We start from the raw sequence: 15,217 nt of genomic DNA on the forward strand, positions 1-15,217 counted from the left end.
CGGATCGGGCCCGGCGATCCCCGGGACGCGGCCTCAGGGAGCCAGCACCCGGGTGACGCTCTCGCGCAGCAGCTCGCGCCGACGTGTGTGCACCGCGGCCGTCTCGTCGAGGCCGGCGGCGTAGACGCCGCTGGCGGGAGACCACGCGCACGACATCCCGATCACCAGCGTCAGCAGCTCGAACGGATCGCCTGCCCTGATGCGCCCGGCCGCCTGGGCCTCCTCGATCGCCGTCAGCTTCGCGGCGTGATCCGCGTCGTCGAAGAGACGACCGGTGGGCCGGCGCTCGAGGCGGATCCAGGTCGTCAGGCGGATGAGCTCGGGCTGCCGCAGGTACTCGTCGTACAGCCGCACCGCCCACCCGGCGAGGTCGGCGCCCTCGAACGGCGCGATGGTCGTCAGCCGGTCGATGGAGTCGGACACCACGGCGTCGAACAGCCCGTCCTTGCTGCCGAAGTAGCCGTAGACCTGGGCCTTGTTCGTGCGCGCGGCGCGGGTGATCCGCTCGATGCGCGCTCCGGCGATGCCGCGCTCGGCGAACTCGTCGGCCGCGACGTCGAGGATGCGACGGCGCGTCGCCGTGCCGCGTGCGGTGGATGGCAGCTCGGGCATGTGCCGAGCCTAGCGAGAGACGAACCGGTCTGTTTGCGGGAGAGGCTTGCGCGGCGTACATTAACAAACCGAACGGTCTGTTTCTCATCTCTGGAGGATGACATGCGCACGACGGAAGGCTGGCAGGCGACGGACGGGACCACCCGGCTGAGAAGGGTCGCGGTGCCCCGCCGCGACCTGCGCGACGGCGACATCGCCGTGCGCGTCGACTACTGCGGGGTATGCCACAGCGACCTGCACTCGATCCACCGCTCGGGCTCCGACGGCGCGGTCCCCGGCCACGAGTTCGTCGGCACGGTCACGGAGCTCGGATCGGACGTCGCCGCCCTGCGGGTCGGCCAGCTCGTCGCGATCGGCACCATCGTCGACTCCTGCGGAGAGTGCGATGCATGTCGCGCCGGCCAGGAGAACTACTGCGCCGAAGGAGCGACCCTCACCTACGGCGGCACCGACCGCGTCGACGGCAGCCGCACGGCGGGCGGATACAGCCGCGAGTACGTGCTGAGCGCGCGCTTCGCCTACCCCCTCCCCGAGGGACTCGACCCGGCCGCCGCCGCGCCGCTGCTGTGCGCGGGCATCACGGTCTGGGAGCCGCTGCGGGTCACGGGCATCGGCCCCGGCAGCCGCGTGGCCGTCGCCGGCATGGGCGGCCTCGGCCACCTGGCGATCAAGCTCGCCGTCGCGCTCGGCGCCGAGGTCACCGTGCTCAGCCGCACGGTCGAGAAGGCCGACGACGCACGCGCCCTCGGCGCGGCGCGACTGGTGCTGTCCACCGATGAGGCCGCCCTGCGCGACGCGGCGGGCTCGTTCGACCTCATCCTCGACACCATCTCCGCGCCTCACGACGTGCCGCCGCTGCTCGACCTGCTCGCCATCGACGGCACGCTGTGCATGCTGGGCTTCTTCGGCGAGGTCGCCGTGCCCGTCATGCGGCTGATGATGGGACGCAAGCGCCTGACCTCCTCGGGAACGGGAGGACGCGCGCACACCGCCGAGCTGCTCGAGTTCTGCGCCGAGCGCGGGATCACGGCCGACGTCGAGGTGCTGCCGTCGGCCCGCGTCTCCGAGGCGCTCGATCGGCTGGAGACCGGAGACGTGCGCTACCGCTTCGTGCTCGACCTCGCCGACCTCGACGCCGGCTGACCCGCCCTGCGCGCTCGACCGGCCGCCGCCGCGACGCGGGTGGTCGGTCGAGCGCGGCGGGCGCCCCGGCTCAGCGCGCCCGGGGGTGGCTGGTGACGTACACGTCGCGCAGGGTGTCGACCGTGACGTGCGTGTAGATCTGGGTGGTCGCGACCGACGCGTGGCCCAGCAGCTCCTGCACCACGCGCACGTCGGCGCCGCCCTGCAGCAGATGGGTCGCGAACGAGTGGCGCAGCGTGTGCGGCGACACGTGCGCCTCGATCTGGGCCTTCTCGGCGGCGGCCTGGATCACGAGCCAGGCGCTCTGGCGCGACAGCGGCGCCCCGCGTGCGCCGAGGAACAGCCGCGGCGTCGCCCTGCCGCGCGTCGCAAGATCGGGGCGCACCCGCGTCAGATACGCGTCGAGCGCCGCACGGGCGTACGAGCCGACCGGCACGATCCGCTCCTTGTCGCCCTTGCCGCGCAGCCGCAGCACGTCGCCGGTCTGGACGTCGTCGACGTCGAGCTGCACGGCCTCCGACACACGGGCGCCCGTGGCGTAGAGCAGCTCGAGCAGCGCCCGGTCGCGGATGCCGATCGGGTCCTCCCCCGAGGGGGCCGCGAGCAGCCGCTCCACCTGGTCGACGGTGAGCGCCTTCGGCAGGCGGCGGGCCTGTTTCGGCGGCCGCAGCCGCTGCGAGGGGTCGGCGTCGGCGATGCCCTCGCGTGCGAGGAAGCGGTGCAGGCCCCGCACCGACGACTGCAGGCGCGCGAGCGACGACGCCGCGGGCGGCGGCTCCGCGGAGGCACGCTCCGCGCCGAACGCGGCGATGACCGCCGGGGTCACGTCCTGGGTCTCGACGACGCCGCGCTCGTCGAGCCACTCCAGATAGCCGACGAGGTCGCGGCGGTAGGCCGCGACGGTGTGGTCGGAGAGCCCGCGCTCGATCGTGACATGCCGCAGGTACGCGTCGAGCGCGCGCTCCAGCCTCATCGCGGGCTCCGCTGCTCCAGGTGCGCGATCGGGCGCCGCATCACGCCGCGGCGTCCGCCCGTCGCCGCACCCTCTCGGCGGCGAGCATGACGCCGAGCATCATCGCGCCGTTGGCGACCTCGCCGCCCAGCACCGCCGAGACGGCCTCCTCGATCGGCACCCACGCCAGCCGGATGTCCGCCTCCTCGCCGTCCCGGTCGAACGCCTCGGGAGCGTCCGAGAGGCCGGTGGCCAGGTACAGGTGGATCACCTCGTCGCTGCCGCCGGGAGTCGGCGCCATGCGGGCGAGCTTCTCCCAGTGGTCGGCGACGAGGTCGACCTCCTCGGCGAGCTCGCGCTGGGCGGCCTCGAGCGGATCCTCGCCCTCGACGTCGAGCAGGCCGGCCGGGATCTCCCAGTCGCGCGCACGGATGGGATGCCGGTACTGCTGGATCAGCAGCACCCGGTCGTCGTCGTCCAGCGCGACGACCGCCGCGGCGCCGGTGTGCGCGACGTAGTGACGCACCAGCTCGTGGTCGTTGTAGCGGAAGCGGTCCTCGCGCACGTCCCAGACGTGCCCCTCGAAGGCGAGACGCGAGTCGAGCACCTCGACCTCGAACGGCTCGTCCCGGATGTGCTCTTCTTGGATGTGCTCTTCTTGGATGTGCGCAGCGTGCGAGGGCATGTCAGGCGCTCTCGACCTCGAACAGCTCGCTCGCCCGGTGGCGCTCGACGGCGGCGCCGACGAGCCCGCGGAACAGCGGGTGCGGGTCGGTGGGGCGCGAGCGCAGCTCGGGGTGCGCCTGCGTGGCGACGTAGTACGGGTGCACGTCGCGCGGCAGCTCGACGAACTCGACCAGGTTCAGGTCGGGGTTGATCCCCGAGAAGACCATGCCGGCGTCGGCGATCTGCTCGCGGTACGCGTTGTTCACCTCGTAGCGGTGACGGTGGCGCTCCTGCACCTCGGTCTGCCCGTACGCCTCGGCCACGATCGATCCGTCGGCGAGCTTCGCGGGGTACAGACCCAGGCGCATCGTGCCGCCCAGGTCGCCGCCGGCGATGATGTCGACCTGCTCGGCCATCGTCGCGATGACCGGGGCCGACGTCTCCGGGTCGAACTCGCTCGACGACGCGTCCTCGATGCCGGCGACGTGTCGGGCGTACTCGATGACCATGCACTGCAGGCCGAGGCAGAGGCCGAGCGCGGGGATGCCCTGCTCACGGGCGAAGCGCAGCGCGCCGAGCTTGCCCTCGATGCCGCGGATGCCGAAGCCGCCCGGCACGCAGATCGCGTCGACGTCGGCCAGCTGCTTGGCCGCGCCCTCCGGCGTCTCGCACGTGTCCGAGGGGATCCAGCGGATGTTGACCTTCACCTCGTGCGCGAAGCCGCCGGCCTTGAGCGCCTCGGTCACCGACAGGTAGGCGTCGGGCAGGTCGATGTACTTGCCGACGAGGCCGACCGTGACCTCGAGCTTCGGGTTGTGCACGGCGGTCAGCACCGTGTTCCAGCGCGTCCAGTCCACGTCGCCGGCGGTCAGCCCGAGGCGGCGCACGATGTACGCGTCGAGGCCCTGATCGTTCAGGGTCGAGGGGATGTCGTAGATGCTCGGCAGGTCGACCGTGTTGATGACGCCCTCGACGTCGACGTCGCACATCAGCGCGATCTTGTTGCGGTTCGACTCGCTCACGGGGCGGTCGCTGCGCAGCACGAGCGCGTCGGGCTGGATGCCGAGCTGGCGGAGCGCCGCGACGGAGTGCTGGGTCGGCTTGGTCTTCTGCTCCCCCGACGCGCCCATGAACGGCACGAGCGACACGTGGACGAAGAACACGTTGTCGCGACCGAGCTCGTGGCGCAGCTGACGCGCGGCCTCGAGGAAGGGCTGCGACTCGATGTCGCCGACGGTGCCGCCGACCTCGGTGATGATGACGTCGGGCTTCGGGTCGGCCTCGGCCTGCAGGCGCATGCGCCGCTTGATCTCGTCGGTGATGTGCGGGATCACCTGCACCGTGTCGCCGAGGTACTCGCCGCGACGCTCCTTGGCGATCACCTGCGAGTAGATCTGACCGGTGGTGACGTTCGCCGCCTGGCTGAGGTTGACGTCGAGGAACCGCTCGTAGTGGCCGATGTCGAGATCGGTCTCGGCGCCGTCGTCCGTGACGAACACCTCGCCGTGCTGGAACGGGTTCATCGTGCCCGGGTCGACGTTCAGATACGGGTCGAGCTTCTGCATCACGACGTGCAGTCCGCGGGCCGTCAGCAGATTGCCGAGGCTCGCCGCGGTGAGGCCCTTGCCGAGCGAGGAGACGACACCACCCGTCACGAAGATCTGCTTGGTCGTGTCGTTCTTGGGTCCCGCGCCAGGAGTCTGCATCACGGGCTTCGATCCTAACAGTCGCAGCTTCGAGCGAGCCGTGCGGCACGCCCGTGGAGACCGCGCCCGACCGCCGGACGGCATGCGGCGGGGTGCCGCGCTCGTCGCGCCGGGCCGTGCGCTTCGGCATATCGTGTCATGGCCGGGGCTTCGACCGCGAACGGCCGGTGCGCGCTGCGGGCGCGTTCGCGGCACGGCGCGTCGCGACGAGCGACCAGATCGCCGCGACGACGTTCACGAGGAACAGGATCCCCATCGGCGCGAACCACGGCTCGTCGCCGCTCCAGTCGGCCGTCGTCCACACGAACACCGGCAGCTGGGCCACGGTGGCGGCGGGCGCCAGCCAGCGCGCGGCGTCGCGTCGCGCCCCCTGCGGGAGGCTCCGTCCGCGCCGGATCCCGACGAGCGCCGCGGCGAGCGCCGTCAGGCCGATCGCCATCGTCAGGACGATCGGGAACGCGCGCCAGCCGGCCCAGAGCACCCAGCCGGTGCGTTCCGCGTCCACGACCGAGCCCTCCGGGAACAGCAGCTGCAGCCCGAGGTAGCGCGCGTCGTCGTCAGGCTCGGGGTGGAGCCGGTAGGTCACGTCTTCACCGTCGCGCTGGACGGCATCGGGCTCTCGCACCGAGACGTCGTCGTTGCGGCGGTGATCGAGCGCGCCGATACCCGCCGCCTGCTCGGCGAGGTCCGCCGGCATCGTGAGCGACACGGCCACGTCCTCGACCTCGATCGTGTCGCCGCCCAGTTCGAGCAGTCCGTCCCAGCCGAACGACCAGTCCGGGTCGATCGCCGTCCAGCGCAGCTCGTCGTGCCACGCGCCGTCGGCGAACGTCCGTACAGCGGGCGTCTCCAGCCGGTAGGCGATGACGACCTCGTGCTCGCCCGGCCAGTCATCCTGCAGCGTGGTGCTCATCAAGAGCTTCCCCTGCAGCCGGCTCGTCTCGAACGGCACCTCCTCGCCGTCCACCGTCACGCTCTCGACGACGAGACCCTGGTCCTGCCCGTCGGGCCGGTCGGTCCACTGGCGGGTGACCTGCCTGACGTACCGGCCGCCGTCGGCGACGGTCACCTGCAGGCGCTCCTCGACGGCGAGCGCGAGCCCCTCGTCGGATCGGTCGAGGCGGGCGTCCGCGGCGAACTCCCGCACGAACATGCCGTAGCTGCCGGGGACGTCGCCCAGGAAGACGGCGTCCATCTCGGGGCGGACGGTGGGCGAGGGCACGAGGGCGGCCACGAGGAACGCCCCGACGACCAGCACCGCCGAGCCGACCCGCAGCGCGATGCGTCCCCCGCTCAGGAACGCGGGATCGGCTTTGACGTCGCGGGCCACACCCGCGTCGTCCATCGCCCGGGCGACGATCGCGGCCGCGCGCCGGGGCCGCGAGAACATGACCGCGTACGGCAGCAGCGGGTCGGCGAGCGTGCCGCGCTCGGCCAGCTGCGTGCGCTCGGCGAACAGCCGCACTCCCAGGAGGTGCTCGCGCACGAACGCGCCGGGACGCGTCAGGGGTCGAGCGGTGAGCGCGATGACCAGCACGAGGGCTCCGAGCAGGATCGCCACCGCGACGGCGGCGACCGGCCACCAGTAGACGCTGAGCGGGAACTGGTGCGAGAGCTGCCGGGCGAGCCCCAGCTGCACGACGGGCAGCGCGAGGGCGGCGCCGACGAAGTTGTCGCGCACGAAGCCGTGGGGCACGCGACGCAGCTTCAGCCGGAACGTCTCCGACCAGGCCGGCGCGCCCAGGTAGTGGGTCCACGCGTGGGGCCAGTTGCCGAGCCTCCCCGCGCGGTGCAGCTCACGTGCCAGCGCGCGCCGGGCGTCCTTCGGTCGTGCGGCCGCCTGCGCGCCGCCGGAGCTGTCGACGGCTCGCCCGCCCTTGCCCTTCCGCCGCCAGCGCGGGGCCTTCCGCTCCGTCTCGGCCGCGCCCGCCGTCGCCTCCTGGTACGCGGCGAGCGCGCGCACGAGCGGGGCGGTGCCGATGGAGCGCCAGAGCCGTGCGGCGATCGACGGCGAGACGCCCTTCGGCGGATCCGACTGCGCGACGTACCAGGCCCTGCCGCGCGCATCCCCCCAGGCCACGGCGCGGGCGGCGAGCGCGAGCAGCAGCGCGAGCGCGGCCAACAGCAGCGGCACGAAGGGGCCGACCACCATCACCCAGTACAGGGCGGTCGGCGCGGGCATCTCGAATGTGCCCGGCGCGAAGTGGAACCGGAACCAGAACGACGAGTGCGGAGGTAGCGTCTGGTCGTTCGTGAGCTCGTAGGTGACGGTGTCGGCGGTCTCGCTGTCCGGTTCGAGCGCGGTGCTGTCGGCGGCGAGCAGCCACTCCACGCCGCCGCGCGGCTGCCGAGCGTACGCGTCGACGAGGTCGCGCGGCATGGTCACCGTCACGGTCGTCGACGCGGAGCCGTGCGCCCAGTCCGGGCCGAACGCGTCCCACTCCAGCATCTGCGTCCACGCCCGCGTCGACTCGTCGAACGTGTCGGCGGCGGCGTCGCGCAGCGTGTAGCGCAGCACCACGTCGTGGTCGCCGGTCAGGCGCTCCCCCGCGTCCACCCGCAGCTCGGTGCGCGTGGCGCTCCGGCGCACCTCCGCGTCGACCGCCGCGCCGTCGAGCTCGGCGGAGACCAGCGCGACGTCCAGGTCGTGGCCCTCGTACTCGCCCACCAGCACCCGCTCGACGGACGACTCGTCCACGTCCTCGGGGAAGAGGGCGGTGATCCGCTCCTCGACCTCGATCGCGAGGTGGCCGTCCTCCTCGCGCGAGACGGTGTAGTCGGCCTCGAAGCTGCGCGCGATCCACGTCTCCGTGCCCGACTCCGCCGCATCGATGTAGTCGTCGAACCCCATCGGGGCGTTGATCACGGGGCCGAACAGCAGCAGCACGCCGAGCGCCGCGACCACGCCCCATGTGATCCTCGCCGCGCGGCGGGAGCGCTTCGAGCCTCGGGCCCGAGCCCGCGCCTCGGTGCGCAGCAGCCACACCGAAAGCCAGCGGTACAGCGGCGTCTGGCGGCGAGGCGGGATCGCGACGGCCTCCGCCGGCGGGGTCGCCGTCGGGTCGCCGTCCCGCGCGTCGGTCATGCTCCCGCGCCCGTCACGCCCGCGGCCCTCAGGCCCGCAGCCCTCATACGCGGGCAGTGCCGAGCTGCAGCAGCTCGCGAGCGTGGGTCAGTGCCGCGTCCGAGTCGGCCAGGCCCGACAGCAGCCGCGCCATCTCGGCCTCGCGGTCGCCGCCGTCCAGGCGGGTGACGCTCGACGACGTCACCGACCCGTCGTTCGCCTTGACCACGCTGAGGTGGTTGCCCGCGAACGCGGCGACCTGCGCCAGGTGGGTGACGGCGATCACCTGCGACGTCTCGGCGAGGCGCGCGAGGCGTCGTCCCACCTCGATGGCGGCGGCGCCGCCGATGCCGGCGTCGACCTCGTCGAAGACGAACGTCGGGACCGGGTCGGTGCCGGCGATCACGACCTCGATCGCGAGCATCACGCGGCTGAGCTCGCCGCCCGACGCGCCCTTCGACACGGGGCGGGGCTCGGCGCCCGGATGCGGCGCGAGCAGCAGCGAGACGTCGTCGCGGCCGTGCGTCGACTCTGCCCCCGGGACCACGTCGACCAGCAGACGGGCATCGGGCATGGCGAGGGCGTGCAGTTCCTCCGTCACCGCCCCGGCGAGCCTCGCCGCGGCGTGCGTGCGGGCGGCGGTGAGCGCGCCGGCGTGGGCGTCGAGCGCGTGCCTCGCCTCGGCGAGCTGCGCGCGCAGCCGGTCGACGCGGTCGCCGTCGTCGTCCAGCTCCGCCAGCCGGGCGGATCCGGTCTGCAGCAGCTCGATGGCGGCGTCGAGCGACCCGTGCGCGCGCACGAGGCCGTTCAGGATCGCGCGTCGCTCCTCCACGCCGGCGAGCTCGGCCGGCCCGCTCTCGTCGAGGTCGGCCAGGAAGCCGGACAGCTCGACGGCGATGTCGGCGGCGCGGTACCCGAGATCGGCGAGCTGCTCCGACAGCGCGGCGAGCGCCGGGTCGGACGCCCGCTCCAGCGCGCGGCGGGCATCGGCGAGCAGCGTCGACACGTCGACCGCGTCCTCCTCGCTCGAGAGCGCCTCGCGGGCGACAGCGGCGGCGTCGCGCAGCTCCTCGGCGTTCGCCAGTCGCTCGGCGCGCTCGGCGAGGGCGACGTCCTCGCCGGCCTCGGGCGCCGCCTGCTCGATCTCGTCGAGCGTCGCCCGCAGGGTCTGCGCCTCGGCGGCCCGGGCGTCGCGGTCGGTGACCAGCGTCGACAGCTCCTGCTCGAGCGCGCGCCAGCCGTCGTAGGCGTCGCGGTACGCGGCGAGCGCGTCGCGCACCGGCTCGCCGGCGAAGCGGTCGAGCGCGTCGCGCTGCGCCGCCGCAGACTTCAGCCGCAGCTGGTCGGACTGGCCGTGGACGACCACGAGCGCGTCGGCGAGCTCGGCGAGCACCCCGGCCGGTGCGGCCCGGCCGCCGACGCTCGCGCGGCTGCGTCCCTCGGCCGCGAGCGTGCGCGACAGGTACAGCTCCGCGCGTCCCCCGCCGATCGGCTCGAGGTCGCCGCCCGCCTCGCGCACGCGCTCGGCGACCGGCCCCTCCTCGGGCACGATCCAGACGCCCTCGACCGAGGCCTGCGGCGCGCCGGCCCGCACGGCGCCGGAGTCGGCCCGCTGACCGAGCAGCAGGCCGAGGCCCGTGACCACCATGGTCTTGCCGGCGCCCGTCTCGCCCGTGATGGCGGTGAAGCCCGCCCCCATCGGCAGGGCGGCCTCGCTGATGACGCCGAGGTCGCGCAGACGCATCTCTTCGATCATGTGGTCGCCTCCGCGACGTGGTCGGTCATTCGCCCTGCTCCGTGAAGGGGCCGGGGGCCGGGATCGCGTCCAGCACGCCGGTCGCCGTCGGGTCGGCCGGGCCGCGCCATCCCTGCACGGGCAGCTTGAACTTGCGCACGAGCCGATCGGTGAAGGCGGCCGGGTGCAGCCGGGCGAGGCGGACGGGCTGGGGCGAACGGCGCACCGAGACGCGCGCACCCGGTGGCAGCGGGTGCGAGCGGCGGCCGTCGCACCACAGCACGCCGGAGGCACCGGCCCCGCCCTCGAGCACCTCCACCGCGACGGAGTGCTCCGGGCCGACGACGAGCGGACGCGCGAACAGCGCGTGCGCCGACAGCGGCACGACGGCAATCGCCTGCACGGACGGCCAGATCACCGGGCCGCCGGCCGAGAAGTTGTAGGCCGTGGAGCCGGTGGGCGTCGCGATGACCACGCCGTCGGCGCCGAAGGCGGACAGCGGACGCCGGTCGATCTCGATGACGACCTCGATCATCTTCTCGCGGCTGTCCTTCTCGACGGTCGCCTCGTTGAGCGCCCACGTCTCGTAGACGACGCGGTCGGACCGGTCCTTGACGCGCACCTCGAGCGCCAGGCGCTCCTCGACGGCGTAGTCGCCCTCGACGGCCCGCTGCACCGCGGCGTCCATCGCGTCGCGGTCGATCTCGGCCAGGAAGCCGACGTGGCCCATGTTGATGCCCAGCACGGGCGCGGTGCCGGAACGCACCAGCTCCGCGGCGCGCAGGATCGTGCCGTCTCCGCCGAGCACGATCGCGAGGTCGATGTCGGCGAGGTCGACCCCGCCGTCCTCGCCGAGCGCGGCGACGTCGGCGAGCGACGGTGCGAGCGCCGACAGCTCGGCGCGGTCGTCCGGGGCGAGCACGGGCACCGCACCGGCCGAGCGCAGCAGCCCGACGACCCGCACGGCGGCGTCCACCGTGTCGTCGCGGTGCGCGTGGGCGACCACCAGGATCTTCCGCTCGCGACGCGAGGCGGCACGCTCGGACGTCGAGCCGCTCGCACTGTCGTTGCGATTCATCGTCCTCCGTCGCTGTGGTCGTGCATCGGTCCGGCGGTGCTCAGCCGGCGCAGCAGCGCTCGACCGTGGTCTTCCATTGTGTCGGATCCGTCCCCCGGCCCGGCGCGATGTGGATCAGCGCCTCGACATTGCCGTGCGTGCCCCGGAGCGGGGACGGCAGGACGCCGAGCGTGCCGAGCCCCAGGTCGTGCGCCGTGAACAGCACCTCCATCACGGCGTCCGCACGCAGGCCGGGGTCGGTGACCACGCCTCCGCGCACACGCGTGCGGCCGACCTCGAACTGCGGCTTGACCAGCAGCACCACGTCGGCGTCGCCGGAGGCGACCTCCGCGACGGCCGGCAGCACGTGCGTCAACGAGATGAAGGACAGGTCGCCGACGATCAGGGACGGCGCCTCCGTGACCCCGCTGGCCTCGACGAGCGTCTGCGCGGTCATGTGCCGCACGTTGAACCCCTCGACCGCGCGCACCCCGGCGTCGAGCGCAATGAGCAGCGCGAGCTGGCCGTGTCCGACGTCGACCGCGATCACGGGCTCCGCGCCGCGCTCGCGCAGCACCTGCGTGAACCCGCCAGTCGACGCCCCCATGTCGAGCGCGACGCGACCGGCGGCGGCGATGCCGAAACCGTCGAGCGCGCCGATCAGCTTCTGCGCGCCGCGGCTGACGTAGTGGTCGGCGTCCGACACGGCGATCTGCGTGTCGTCGTCGACCTTCATCGACGCCTTGGCCGCCACCCGTCCCGCGACCGTCACGCGGCCTTCCTCGATGAGCGAGGCGGCGTGCGAGCGGGAGCGGGCGAGACCGCGGGCGGCGAGAGCCGCGTCGAGCCGGCTGCTCATCCGGCGCCGCGCGCGGCGCCGCCGGCATCCGAAGGGGCCTGCTCGAGCCGGCGCGCCAGCTCATCGTGCAGGCTCGCATAGGCCTCGGCGCGGGCGGCGAGCGGCTGCTGCTCGATCACGCGCACCCGGCTCACCAGGCCCTCGGCACCCGTGTCGTCCGTCGTCTCGCTCACCGTCCCAGGTTACGTCCTGATCCCTCCCGTTCCCGGGAATGGGCAGATCGGCCGAGGACAGCGAGTGAAGACAGGTTCCTCACCGCCCTGAGCCGATCGGGGCAGGGTGCGAGCGCGCGGCGCTGCTCAGCGGCGGGCGACGCGGAACGGGTCCGCGTAGAGGCGCTCGGGCACCCGGAAGCCGAAGATCTGCCGTCCGGTGTCCCAGATGGCCTTCGCGGACGCGCGCAGCAGGTCGATCGGCGCTCCCTCGGCCACGATCTGCACGTCCGGCCCGTCGATCCGCACGGCCGCGTCGCGCACCCAGACCGTGTCGCCCTTCACCTTCGCGACCGGATACGGCTCGAACAGCTCCCGCAGGTCGGTGACGATGTAGGTCGGACGCGAGTCGGGCGGCGCCGCCAGCACGTGCTTCGGCCGGTCGATGCCGGTGAGGACGAGGACGGACGGCACGCCGGCGCGGTTGGCGCCGAGGATGTCGGTGTCGAGCCGGTCGCCGATGAACAACGGCGAGGAGGCGCCGAAGCGCGCCACTGCCTCATGGAAGATCGGAGCCTCCGGCTTCCCCGCCACCGTCGCGAGCCGGCCGACCGCCGTGTGCACGGCCGACACCAGCGTTCCGTTGCCCGGCGCGATGCCGCGGGCCTGCGGGATCGTCCAGTCGGTGTTGGTGGCGATCCAGGGGATGCCGCCCTCCTCCTCCGGCGTGTGCAGCGCGTAGGCCGCCTCCGCCAGCTGGGTCCAGGACACGTCGGGCGCGAAGCCCTGCACGACGGCCGCCGGGTCGTCGTCGGCGCTGCGCGTGACGGTGAAGCCGGCGCGCTCGACCTCGACGACCAGCCCTTCGCCGCCCACGACCAGCACGGTCGAGCCGGCGGCCACTCTGTCGGAGAGCAGACGCATCGCCGCCTGAGGACTGGTGACGACCTCCTCGGGCTTGGTGCGCAGCCCGAGCTCGGCCAGGTGCGCCGCGACCGTGGCGTCGGTGCGGGAGGCGTTGTTGGTGATGTAGCCGAGCCGGCGCCCCTCGGACGCCGCGCGGTTCAGGCTCTCGACAGCGTGCGGGATCGCTCCCGCGCCGGCGTAGACCACGCCGTCGAGGTCGGCGAGCACCACGTCCACGCCGTCGAGCGGCGTGCTCTCGCGCTTAGAAAAGAGCGCCATCGGGACGGTCCTCGTCCTTCTCCCCCTGCGCCGGGGCAGGGTCGGCCTCGCCCGGCTCCGGGGCGGCATCGACCTCGGCGAGGATCTCGGCGACCTCGTCCTCGACGGTGAACTCCTCCCCCGCCTGCTCCTCGGGGATCGCCTCGGGCTCGGGCGAGACCTCAGGCTCGGGCTCGGGCTCGGGCTCGGGCTCGGGCTCGGGCTCGGGCTCATCGGACGGTGCCGGCTCGTCGGTCGACGGCTCCGAGTCCTCGTCCGGCTCGTCGACGCCGACCGGCTCGTCCGTCTCGATCTCGTCGGGCAGTTCCTCGGTGTCCGCGTCGTCGATCTGGATCACGTCGAACTCGTCCTGATCGACCGCATGTCCCAGCGCCTCGGCGGCGACCTCGGCGCGGCGGCGCCACTGGGCCGCCTCATCCGCCGAGCCGAGGTCCTCGAGCACGGCGGCGCGCGCCGCGAATAGGCCGGGGCTCCACTCGAACGCACGGTCGGGGTCGAGCTCCGGGATGTCCAGCTCGACCAGCGCGAGCTGCGTCTCCCCCAGGTCCAGGCGTGCACCCGACATCGCCACGGCGAGCTCCACGCGCACCGACGTGGGCAGCGCCGCGCGGTCGACGCCGCGGCCTTCCTCGAGGGCACGCTCGGGGCGTCCCATGCCGCGCTCGCTGTCGACGATGAGCGCGATCAGGTCATCGCGCCCCGTGATGCGCCGGTGCGTGCGCAGCTCTCGCAGCGCCAGCGCGAAGTCGCCCACCGTGTAGGCCGTGATCGCCAGCGTCTCGCGCGCGATCGCGACGCGTCCCGCATGCCGCACCGCCGCCTGCGCGTGCTCATGCGCCAGCGCCGGGTCCTCATCGAGGGTCTGCGCGACGAACGCGAGGTGTCGGGCGACGCGCTCCGCGTTCTCCTTGCTCAGGGTCTTCAGCTCGTTGCGCGCAGCCGACGGGAGATCGCGGGCCGTGATGTCCTCCGGCAGCTCCGGGTCCCTGACGCGCGCGGACTCCGGCGGGCGCGAGTTGGTGCGGTCCCGCGAATCCCACCCGCGGTCGTCGAACCGGCGACGGTCGCCGTCCCGCGGAGGGCGACGGTCGTCACCCGATCGCTGCGGCCGATCTCCGTCTCGCTGGTACCGCGGACGCTCGTCACGCTGCTGACGGTCTCCCCCGCCGTAGGGGCGGTCTCCGCGGTACGGACGCGCCTGACCATCGCGCGAGTAGCCGGAACGCTCGCCGTCCCGACGCGGGCGGTCACCGTCACGCTGCGGACGCCCCCCGTCACGGGAGTACCCGGGCCGGTCGCCCTCACGACGCGGACGATCGCCGCCGTACGAGCGGCCCCCCTCGCGCGAATAGCCGGAACGCTCTCCATCGCGCTGGGGACGCCCACCGTCTCGCGAGTATCCGGGCCGGTCGCCATCACGACGCGGGCGATCGCCGCCGTACGAGCGGCCCCCGTCGCGCGAATAGCCGGGCCGGTCGCCATCACGACGCGGACGATCGCCGTCACGCTGGGGACGCCCACCATCTCGCGAGTAACCGGGCCGGTCGCCATCACGACGCGGACGATCGCCATCGCGCTGCGGACGCCCACCATCGCGGGAGTAACCCGAACGCTCACCGTCCCGACGCGGGCGGTCGGCGCCGTACGAGCGGCCCTGCCCGTCCCGGGAGTACGACGGCCGGTCCCCATCGCGGTGCTGCGGTCGCTCCCCATCGCGCGAGTAACGCGGGCGGTCGCCATCCCTGCCCTGTCGGTCGCCGTCGCGCTGCGGACGCTCACTGTCCCGGGCATAGCGCGGGCGATCTCCGTCGCGCTGGGGACGATCACCGCGGTACGACCGCTGCTCGCCACCGTCCCGAGAAGAGAACGGCCGGTCCCCGTCGCGGCGCGGCCTGTCGCCGTCCCGCGAGGAGCGGGGCCGGTCGCCGTCCCGACGGGGGCGATCGGCGGATCTGTCGTCACGGCCTCGAGAAGCGCCGTGGCCTTCGCCGCGGTCCTGCCGGTCCCGGTCCGGGCGGTCGCCGTCCTGGTCAGCCATGTCCACTCCTCCATACTGCCGTGTTAACGCAGAGAGGCCACCCAACAT

Annotated in this window: 13 protein-coding genes; 2 read left to right on the forward strand and 11 right to left on the reverse strand. The window is 73.5% G+C overall.

The annotated features are described in order from the left end of the window. Positions 1-33: 33 nt before the first annotated feature. The gene (locus K5S26_RS09985; RefSeq protein ID WP_221857844.1) at positions 34-612 is read right to left on the reverse strand and encodes a TetR/AcrR family transcriptional regulator; all 579 of its coding nucleotides are present in this window, start codon (positions 610-612) and stop codon (positions 34-36) included. Between the two features lie 102 nt (positions 613-714). Between K5S26_RS09985 and K5S26_RS09990 the strand changes: the two genes are divergently transcribed. After that, positions 715-1,755, forward strand: coding sequence for an NAD(P)-dependent alcohol dehydrogenase (locus tag K5S26_RS09990; RefSeq protein WP_221857845.1), 1,041 nt, complete (start codon positions 715-717; stop codon positions 1,753-1,755). 70 nt (positions 1,756-1,825) lie between these two features. Here K5S26_RS09990 and xerD read toward each other — a convergent pair whose 3' ends face one another. The 10 genes from xerD to K5S26_RS10040 form a co-directional block, all read right to left on the reverse strand. Continuing rightward, on the reverse strand, positions 1,826-2,728 hold the full coding sequence (gene xerD / locus K5S26_RS09995; RefSeq protein ID WP_221857846.1) for a site-specific tyrosine recombinase XerD: 903 nt from the start codon (positions 2,726-2,728) through the stop codon (positions 1,826-1,828). A gap of 40 nt (positions 2,729-2,768) precedes the next feature. Beyond that, positions 2,769-3,392 carry an NUDIX domain-containing protein gene (locus K5S26_RS10000; RefSeq protein WP_221857847.1) on the reverse strand — a complete coding sequence of 208 codons (624 nt, stop codon included), beginning with the start codon at positions 3,390-3,392 and terminating at the stop codon, positions 2,769-2,771. Position 3,393: 1 nt separating this feature from the next. Continuing rightward, the gene (pyrG, locus tag K5S26_RS10005; protein ID WP_221858003.1) at positions 3,394-5,079 is read right to left on the reverse strand and encodes a CTP synthase; all 1,686 of its coding nucleotides are present in this window, start codon (positions 5,077-5,079) and stop codon (positions 3,394-3,396) included. 136 nt (positions 5,080-5,215) lie between these two features. Next, positions 5,216-8,164, reverse strand: a complete 2,949-nt coding sequence (locus K5S26_RS10010) for a DUF2207 domain-containing protein (protein ID WP_221857848.1) — start codon at positions 8,162-8,164, stop codon at positions 5,216-5,218. A 43-nt stretch (positions 8,165-8,207) separates the two neighbouring features. Next, complete coding sequence (recN, locus tag K5S26_RS10015; protein WP_221857849.1) at positions 8,208-9,899, reverse strand: DNA repair protein RecN; 1,692 nt, start codon at positions 9,897-9,899, stop codon at positions 8,208-8,210. A gap of 25 nt (positions 9,900-9,924) precedes the next feature. Next, positions 9,925-10,956 (reverse strand): NAD kinase, encoded by a 1,032-nt coding sequence (locus tag K5S26_RS10020; protein WP_221857850.1) that lies wholly within the window; start codon positions 10,954-10,956, stop codon positions 9,925-9,927. A 40-nt stretch (positions 10,957-10,996) separates the two neighbouring features. Beyond that, positions 10,997-11,794, reverse strand: coding sequence for a TlyA family RNA methyltransferase (locus K5S26_RS10025; protein ID WP_221857851.1), 798 nt, complete (start codon positions 11,792-11,794; stop codon positions 10,997-10,999). Further along, the gene (locus tag K5S26_RS10030; RefSeq protein WP_221857852.1) at positions 11,791-11,967 is read right to left on the reverse strand and encodes a hypothetical protein; all 177 of its coding nucleotides are present in this window, start codon (positions 11,965-11,967) and stop codon (positions 11,791-11,793) included. The genes K5S26_RS10025 and K5S26_RS10030 overlap by 4 nt, the downstream gene beginning before the upstream one ends. A gap of 126 nt (positions 11,968-12,093) precedes the next feature. Then, the gene (locus K5S26_RS10035; RefSeq protein WP_221857853.1) at positions 12,094-13,131 is read right to left on the reverse strand and encodes an HAD-IIA family hydrolase; all 1,038 of its coding nucleotides are present in this window, start codon (positions 13,129-13,131) and stop codon (positions 12,094-12,096) included. Then, on the reverse strand, positions 13,115-13,945 hold the full coding sequence (locus K5S26_RS10040; RefSeq protein ID WP_308122885.1) for a hypothetical protein: 831 nt from the start codon (positions 13,943-13,945) through the stop codon (positions 13,115-13,117). Before K5S26_RS10040 ends, K5S26_RS10035 begins: the two co-directional genes overlap by 17 nt. On the opposite strand from K5S26_RS10040, the gene K5S26_RS10045 reads away from it, so the two are divergent. After that, positions 13,937-15,196, forward strand: a complete 1,260-nt coding sequence (locus K5S26_RS10045; RefSeq protein ID WP_221858021.1) for a hypothetical protein — start codon at positions 13,937-13,939, stop codon at positions 15,194-15,196. The two genes, K5S26_RS10040 and K5S26_RS10045, sit on opposite strands and share 9 nt — an antisense overlap. Positions 15,197-15,217: the final 21 nt, after the last annotated feature.

This window comes from Microbacterium marinilacus, from assembly GCF_019753765.1.
Lineage (GTDB): Bacteria > Actinomycetota > Actinomycetes > Actinomycetales > Microbacteriaceae > Microbacterium > Microbacterium marinilacus.